At 66.7% G+C, this 6234-nt stretch carries 6 protein-coding genes; 5 read left to right on the top strand and 1 reads right to left on the bottom strand.

What is annotated here, in order from left to right; all coding sequences use genetic code 11:
- The first annotated feature begins 35 nt into the window (after positions 1 to 35).
- Complete coding sequence (locus AC3WRR_RS17855; RefSeq protein ID WP_058698327.1) at positions 36 to 1217, top strand: lipid-transfer protein; 1182 nt, start codon at positions 36 to 38, stop codon at positions 1215 to 1217.
- 101 nt (positions 1218 to 1318) lie between these two features.
- Here the strand turns inward: AC3WRR_RS17855 and AC3WRR_RS17860 are convergent, their stop codons facing one another.
- Positions 1319 to 1783 carry a hypothetical protein gene (locus AC3WRR_RS17860; protein WP_492297607.1) on the bottom strand — a complete coding sequence of 155 codons (465 nt, stop codon included), beginning with the start codon at positions 1781 to 1783 and terminating at the stop codon, positions 1319 to 1321.
- Positions 1784 to 2084: 301 nt separating this feature from the next.
- On the opposite strand from AC3WRR_RS17860, the gene AC3WRR_RS17865 reads away from it, so the two are divergent.
- From AC3WRR_RS17865 to AC3WRR_RS17880, 4 genes are read left to right on the top strand one after another with little or no spacing between them, the layout of a single operon-like run.
- Entirely contained in the window at positions 2085 to 3266 is a 1182-nt protein-coding gene (locus AC3WRR_RS17865; RefSeq protein WP_058698329.1) for a lipid-transfer protein, read from the top strand.
- A gap of 13 nt (positions 3267 to 3279) precedes the next feature.
- The gene (locus tag AC3WRR_RS17870) at positions 3280 to 4476 is read left to right on the top strand and encodes an acyl-CoA dehydrogenase family protein (RefSeq protein ID WP_058698330.1); all 1197 of its coding nucleotides are present in this window, start codon (positions 3280 to 3282) and stop codon (positions 4474 to 4476) included.
- Positions 4477 to 4489: 13 nt separating this feature from the next.
- Positions 4490 to 5629 carry an acyl-CoA dehydrogenase family protein gene (locus AC3WRR_RS17875; protein WP_492297609.1) on the top strand — a complete coding sequence of 380 codons (1140 nt, stop codon included), beginning with the start codon at positions 4490 to 4492 and terminating at the stop codon, positions 5627 to 5629.
- Between the two features lie 45 nt (positions 5630 to 5674).
- On the top strand, positions 5675 to 6127 hold the full coding sequence (locus AC3WRR_RS17880; RefSeq protein ID WP_058698332.1) for a MaoC family dehydratase: 453 nt from the start codon (positions 5675 to 5677) through the stop codon (positions 6125 to 6127).
- The last annotated feature ends 107 nt before the right edge of the window (positions 6128 to 6234 follow it).

The raw sequence follows: 6234 nt of genomic DNA on the forward strand, positions 1-6234 counted from the left end.
ACAGATATCGATTCAACTCTCCGAGGAGCAAGACAATGACACAGAAGGTCGTGGTTGCCGGCGTCGGCATGATTCCCTTCAAGAAGCCGGGCCAGAGCGATCCGTACCCGGTGATGGGCGCCCAGGCGGCGCGCCTCGCGCTGGCGGATGCCGGCGTGGGCTACGAGTCGATCCAGCAGGCATTCGCCAGTTATATCTATGGCGATTCGATCTGCGGCCAGCGCGTGCTGTACGACGTCGGCATGACGGGTATTCCCATCGTCAACGTCAACAACAACTGCTCGAGCGGCTCGACGGCGCTCTACCTGGCGCGCCAGGCCATCGCCAGCGGCGAAGTGGACATCGTGCTGGCGGTGGGTTTCGAGCAGATGAATCCGGGCGCGCTCGGCTCCAACTTCGCCGACAAGCCGAACCCCGTGGAGCGCTTCAGCGACAAGCTGAAGGAGCTGCTCGGCGACGTCGACGTACCCCAGGCGCTGCAGACCTTCGGCGGCGGCGGTCTCGAGCACATGCGCCGCTTCGGCACGCCGCTGGAGACATTTGCCAAGATCCGCGCCAAGGCCAGCCGTCACGCGGTCAACAACCCGATGTCGGTGTTCCGCAACGTGCTGACCACCGAGGATGTCATGGCCGACAAGGTGATGTGGCCCGGCGTGATGACCCGCCTGATGGCGTGCCCGCCGACCTGCGGCGCGGCGGCGGTGGTGCTGTGCAGCGAAGCCTATGCGAAGCAGCACGGCCTCGATGCGCGCGTGTGGATCGCCGGGCAGGCGCTGACCACGGACGGTCCGGAGGTGTTCGGCTCGAACGACCTGCGCGACCTGGCCGGCTTCAGCATGTCGCGCGCGGCGGCCAACAAGGTCTACGAGCAGACCGGCATCGGCGCGGAGGACGTCGACGTGGTCGAGCTGCACGACTGCTTCGCACAGAACGAACTGCTGAGCTATGAGGCGCTGGGCCTGTGCCCGGAAGGCGGCGCGCAGAAGTTCGTGGACGACGGCGACAACACGTATGGTGGCAGGTACGTGGTCAACCCGTCGGGCGGCCTGCTGTCGAAGGGCCACCCGATCGGCGCGACCGGCCTCGCGCAGTGCACGGAGCTGGTGCAGCAACTGCGCGGCCGCGCCGACAAGCGGCAGGTAGAGGGTGCCCGCATTGCGTTGCAACACAACGTGGGCATTGGCGGGGCGGCGGTCGTCACGATGTACCGCATCTGACGTCATGTTGCGCAGGTGCCGGGCGGGCGGTCTGCCTCGCCCGGCGCCTGGTCAAGCCCCTGGTCATCCAGGGGGTGCCTGCTGACGATTGCGGACCCGCGCTACGACACCCGCGCGGCCTTCAGGTTGCCGCAGAATAGATCCACGCTGCCATCCCAGGGCGCGCTGCGGACGACGAGGGCATAGTCGCCTGACCGCAGGTTCTCTAAGGGGATCTGCGCATCCCGGTGTAGCCTCAACGGCCCGTTTCCGGTCGTGGCTTCGCCGCGCCGCGTCCGGTTCATGCTGACCACCGGCGTGGCGGTCAGCTTGCCGCAAGTGCCGGGGTAGATAAATGCATATAGGCGCAGCGGACGCGTCACCGGTGGCGACACGCCGCTGATCGTGATCACGACGCTGGTCTCGTCGCCCCGCCGCGCCAGCGAGGCGGTGCCAACTTCACCGAGGTTCCCGGGCGCGGCTGCCAGTGGCACGTCAACCACTTCGCGGGGATGTTCCGGAGCCGTCGCACAGGCGACGAGGCACGCCGGTACGGCGGCCAGCATCCATGCATCGGTCACTTTCATGGCACCTCCCTTGTCCGGATCCGGGACTGTCACACCCTCCCACTGTAGTCGGCGCCGCCGAGCCGGGGCAGCGCTTGCTCGCCGCCATCTTTCCCCCTATCCCGTGAACCGGGGCGATCCCGCCATGGGGATGGCCCCGGCAGACCCCTGCCTGTTCTCCATTTCGGGAGGTGCGTCCGGTGTCTGCCAGCGGATATCGTTCATGCACTACTTCACCGGCAGGCGGCCGAACGGGCCGCAGCCATCCAGCAAAGGGCATCGGACCGCCAGCAGGTGGGCGATCCAAAGCAAGGAGAGAAAGATGACAGAGAGGGTGGTTGTTGCCGGCGTCGGCATGATTCCCTTCAGGAAACCGGGCCAGAGCGACCCGTACACGGTCATGGGCGCACAGGCCGTCAGGCTGGCGCTGGCCGATGCGGCCGTGGGCTATGAGTCCATCCAGCAGGCGTACGCCAGCTATATCTTCGGCGATTCGACCTGTGGCCAGCGCGTGCTGTATGACATCGGCATGACCGGCATCCCGGTCATCAATGTCCACAATAACTGCGCCAGCGGTTCCTCGGCAATCTTCCTGGCCAACCAGGCCATCGAGAGCGGCCGCGCGGACATCGTGCTGGCCTTCGGCTTCGAGCAGATGAGCCCCGGCGCGCTGGGCGGCCTCTACAACGACCGGCCGGCGCCGCTCGACCTGTTCCTGCAGGAGTGCGCCAGCGTGGTGCCGGAAGGCGTGCCGATGGCCCTGCGCCTGTTCGGCGCGGCTGGGATGGAGCACATGCGCCGCTTCGGCACGCCGCTGGAAACCTTCGCCAAGATCCGCGCCAAGGCCAGCCGCCATGCGATGACCAACCCGATGGCGGTGTTCCGCAAGGCGGTCACCGCCGAGGAAGTCATGGCCGACCAGATGATGTGGCCCGGCGTGATGACCCGCCTGATGGCCTGCCCGCCGACCTGCGGCGCGGCGGCGGTGGTGCTGTGCAGCGAAGCCTATGCGAAGAAGTACGGCCTCGACGCCAGTGTGTGGATTGCCGGCCAGTCGGTGACCACGGACGGCCCTGAAACTTTCAAGTCGGGCGACCTGCGCCATCTGGCCGGCTTCGGCATGTCGCGCATGGCGGCGAACAGGGTGTACGAGCAGGCCGGCATCGGAGCCGAGGATGTCGATGTGATCGAGCTGCACGACTGCTTCGCTCAAAACGAACTGCTGAGCTATGAGGCGCTGGGCCTGTGCCCGGAAGGCGGCGCGCAGAAATTCGTGGACGATGGCGACAACACGTATGGCGGCAGGTACGTGGTCAACCCGTCGGGCGGCCTGCTGTCGAAGGGCCATCCGATCGGTGCGACCGGGCTGGCACAGGCGACCGAGCTGGTGCAGCAACTGCGCGGCCGGGCAGAACAGCGGCAGGTGGAAGGCGCGCGCATTGCCTTGCAGCATAACGTCGGCATCGGCGGCGCGGCCGTGGTCACGATGTACCGTAAAGACTGACGGAGAGAGTCGCATGGATTTTCAACCTGATCCCAGCCTCGCCGCGTTTCGGCAGCAGGTCCGCCAGTTCCTCCAGGAACGCGTACCGGCCGACCTGAAGGGGCTGCCTCGCAGCACGCGCTCGCCGCGCCAGCAAGTGCTGCGCTTCCAGAAGCTGCTGCACGACCATGGCTGGGGCGCGCCGTACTGGGCGGCCGAGCATGGCGGCAACGGCTGGTCGGTGCCGCAGCAACTGGTATTCGACGAGGAATGCGCGGCGGCAGGCACGCCGACGCAGGACGGTTTCGTGCACAAGCTGCTGGGCCCGGTGCTGAACGCCTTTGCCACGCCGGAGCAGAAGGCCGCGCACATGCCGGCGATCCTGCATGGCGAGCGACTGTGGTGCCAGGGGTTTTCGGAACCCGGCTCCGGTTCGGATCTCGCCTCGCTGAAGACGCGCGCCGTCCGCGACGGCGACCACTACGTCGTCAACGGCCAGAAAATCTGGACCAGCTACGCGCACGAGTCCGACTGGATCTTCCTGCTGGTGCGCACCAACACCGAGGCGAAGAAGCAGGCCGGCATCAGCTTCCTGCTGGTCGACATGAAGACGCCCGGCATTACGGTGCGGCCCATTCGCAGCATTGACGATGCGCACCACCTCAACGAGACGTTCTTCGACAACGTTCGCGTGCCGGTGGGCAACCTGGTCGGGGAGGAGGGCGCGGGCTGGCGCATCACGAAGTTCCTGCTCAACAACGAACATGCCACGGCGGCCGAACTGCCGGCGCTGAAGCGCTACATGCACGAGCTGCGCCAGTTCGCGGCGACGCAGCGCGTGGGTGCGCAGCGGTTGATCGACTGCCCCGGATTCGCCCTGAAGCTGGCACGGCTGGACGCCGAACTGCAGGCCATCGCCATGATGGTCCAGCGGGTGGCGAAGCTGGAGATGGAACACCATCCCGACTCCCTGACGCTCGGCTCGATGCTGAAGATCCGCGGCACGGAACTGCAGCAGCGCATCACCGAGGCACAGGTCGAAGCACTCGGCGACTACGGCGCGGTGGCCTATGCGCATCCGCACGATCCCGCGCCCGCGCAGCCGTATCCGCTGCAGGACACGGCGCGCGGCATCGCCAACGACATGTTCTTCCGCCGCGCCTCGACCATTTATGGCGGTACGAGCGAGGTGCAGCGGGGCATCATCGCCAAGCTCCTGTTCCAACTCTAGGCCGCACACAGACATGGACTTCACCCTGAATTCGGAACAGCAACTGTTGCAGGACAGTGTGCGCCGCTACGTCGACAAGGCGTATGACTTCGAAACCCGGGCCTCGTATATCCAGGCGTCCCGGGCTGGCCGCGACAAGGTCGCCGACAACTGGAAGGTGTTCGCGGAGAACGGCTGGCTGATGGCCGCGCTGCCCGAAGTGCATGGCGGATTGGGCGGCTCGCTGACCGACACAGCCCTGATCGCGCAGGAGCTGGGCCGCGGCCTCGTGCTGGAGCCGTATATCGGCTGCGCGGTGTTGGCGGCGCAGACGCTGGTCGCCGGCGGCACGGCAGAGCAAAAGGCGAGCCTGGTCCCCCAACTGGCTGAGGGGTCGCGGCGCATAGCGCTGGCTTATAGCGAGCCGGACTCGCGCGGGATGCCGGAGGTGGTGGCGACCCGCGCCGACAAGGACGCCGACGGCTATGTCATTCATGGCAGGAAATCGCTCGTACTGGGCGCGGTGGGTGCCGACGCGTTCATTGTCTCGGCACAGGTGACGGGGGAAGCGGACATCGCGCTGCTGCTGGTCGATGCCGGCAGCGCGGGCCTGGCGCGCCAGCCGATGCCCTTGCATGACGCCACCTGGGTCGAGGGCCTCACCTTCGACGGCGTGCGCGTCCCCGCCGGAAACCGGCTGGAGGGCGGCCTGTCCGCGCTGCGCACCGGCCTGGCCCATGGCACCGTCGCGCTTTGCGCCGGACTTGTCGGGGCCATGGAAAAGGCCATCACGCTGACGGCGGAATACCTGAAGACGCGCCAGCAGTTCGGCGTGCCCATCGGCACCTTCCAGGCGTTGCAGCACCGCATGGCCGACATGGCTGCCGAGATGGAACTGGCGCGCTCGATGCTGCATGCATTGCTCGCGTCGGTGGAGAACGACAGCGAGGCGGCGCGGCAGCGGACGCTGTCGGCAACGAAGTCGCTGGTGTGCCGCGCGGCGAAGTATGTGTGCGGGCAGGGCGTGCAACTCCACGGTGGCATTGGCATGACCGAAGAGTACGCCGTCGGCCACTACTTCAAGCACGCAATCGTGGCCGACCTGCTGCTGGGCAGCAGCGACCGGCACGATGCTGCCTGCGCGGCGGCATTGCAGGCCGAACTTGGCCACTGAATCAGCCTGCGCGGCAGTTCGCCCGCGCGCAACGAGGAGATGGGAATGAAGCGCTACGAGATCGCGGACCTGAAAGGGCTGCTGGGCGAGGTCATCGGCACCAGCGACTGGGTCAGCATGGACCAGACCCGCATCAACACGTTTGCCGATGCCACGGGCGATCACCAGTGGATCCACGTGGACCCGGAGCGTGCCGCGACGGGGCCGTTCGGCGTGCCGATCGCGCATGGCTTCCTGACCCTGAGCCTGCTGCCGGTCTACATGACCAACGCCTTTGAGGTCACCAACGTCCGGATGGGCGTGAACTACGGCCTGAACAAAGTGCGCTTCCTGAAGCCGGTACCGGTGAACAGCCGCTTGCGCGGCCACTTCAGGGTCCTGTCGTGGGAGCCGCTCGACAACAACGGCGCTCAGGTGACCTACGAGATGTCAATCGAGATGGAAGGCTCGGACAAGCCCGTGTGCGTGGCCGAGACCATCCTGCGCCTGTTCGCCTGAACCAATCCACTTTTATTGCTGGGAGACAAAGATGACGATTCGCTTCGACGGCCGGGTGGCCATTGTGACGGGAGCCGGCAACGGCCTGGGCCGCGTGCACGCGCTGG

This window comes from Cupriavidus sp. FW305-3-2-15-C-LB2 (genome assembly GCF_058787575.1).

What these genes read in the sequence shown, in the direction of transcription:
- AC3WRR_RS17855 (WP_058698327.1), top strand. Translation starts at nt 36, where the DNA reads ATGACACAGAAGGTCGTGGTTGCCGGCGTCGGCATGATTCCCTTCAAG.
- AC3WRR_RS17860 (WP_492297607.1), bottom strand. Translation starts at nt 1,783, where the DNA reads ATGAAAGTGACCGATGCATGGATGCTGGCCGCCGTACCGGCGTGCCTC.
- AC3WRR_RS17865 (WP_058698329.1), top strand. Translation starts at nt 2,085, where the DNA reads ATGACAGAGAGGGTGGTTGTTGCCGGCGTCGGCATGATTCCCTTCAGG.
- AC3WRR_RS17870 (WP_058698330.1), top strand. Translation starts at nt 3,280, where the DNA reads ATGGATTTTCAACCTGATCCCAGCCTCGCCGCGTTTCGGCAGCAGGTC.
- AC3WRR_RS17875 (WP_492297609.1), top strand. Translation starts at nt 4,490, where the DNA reads ATGGACTTCACCCTGAATTCGGAACAGCAACTGTTGCAGGACAGTGTG.
- AC3WRR_RS17880 (WP_058698332.1), top strand. Translation starts at nt 5,675, where the DNA reads ATGAAGCGCTACGAGATCGCGGACCTGAAAGGGCTGCTGGGCGAGGTC.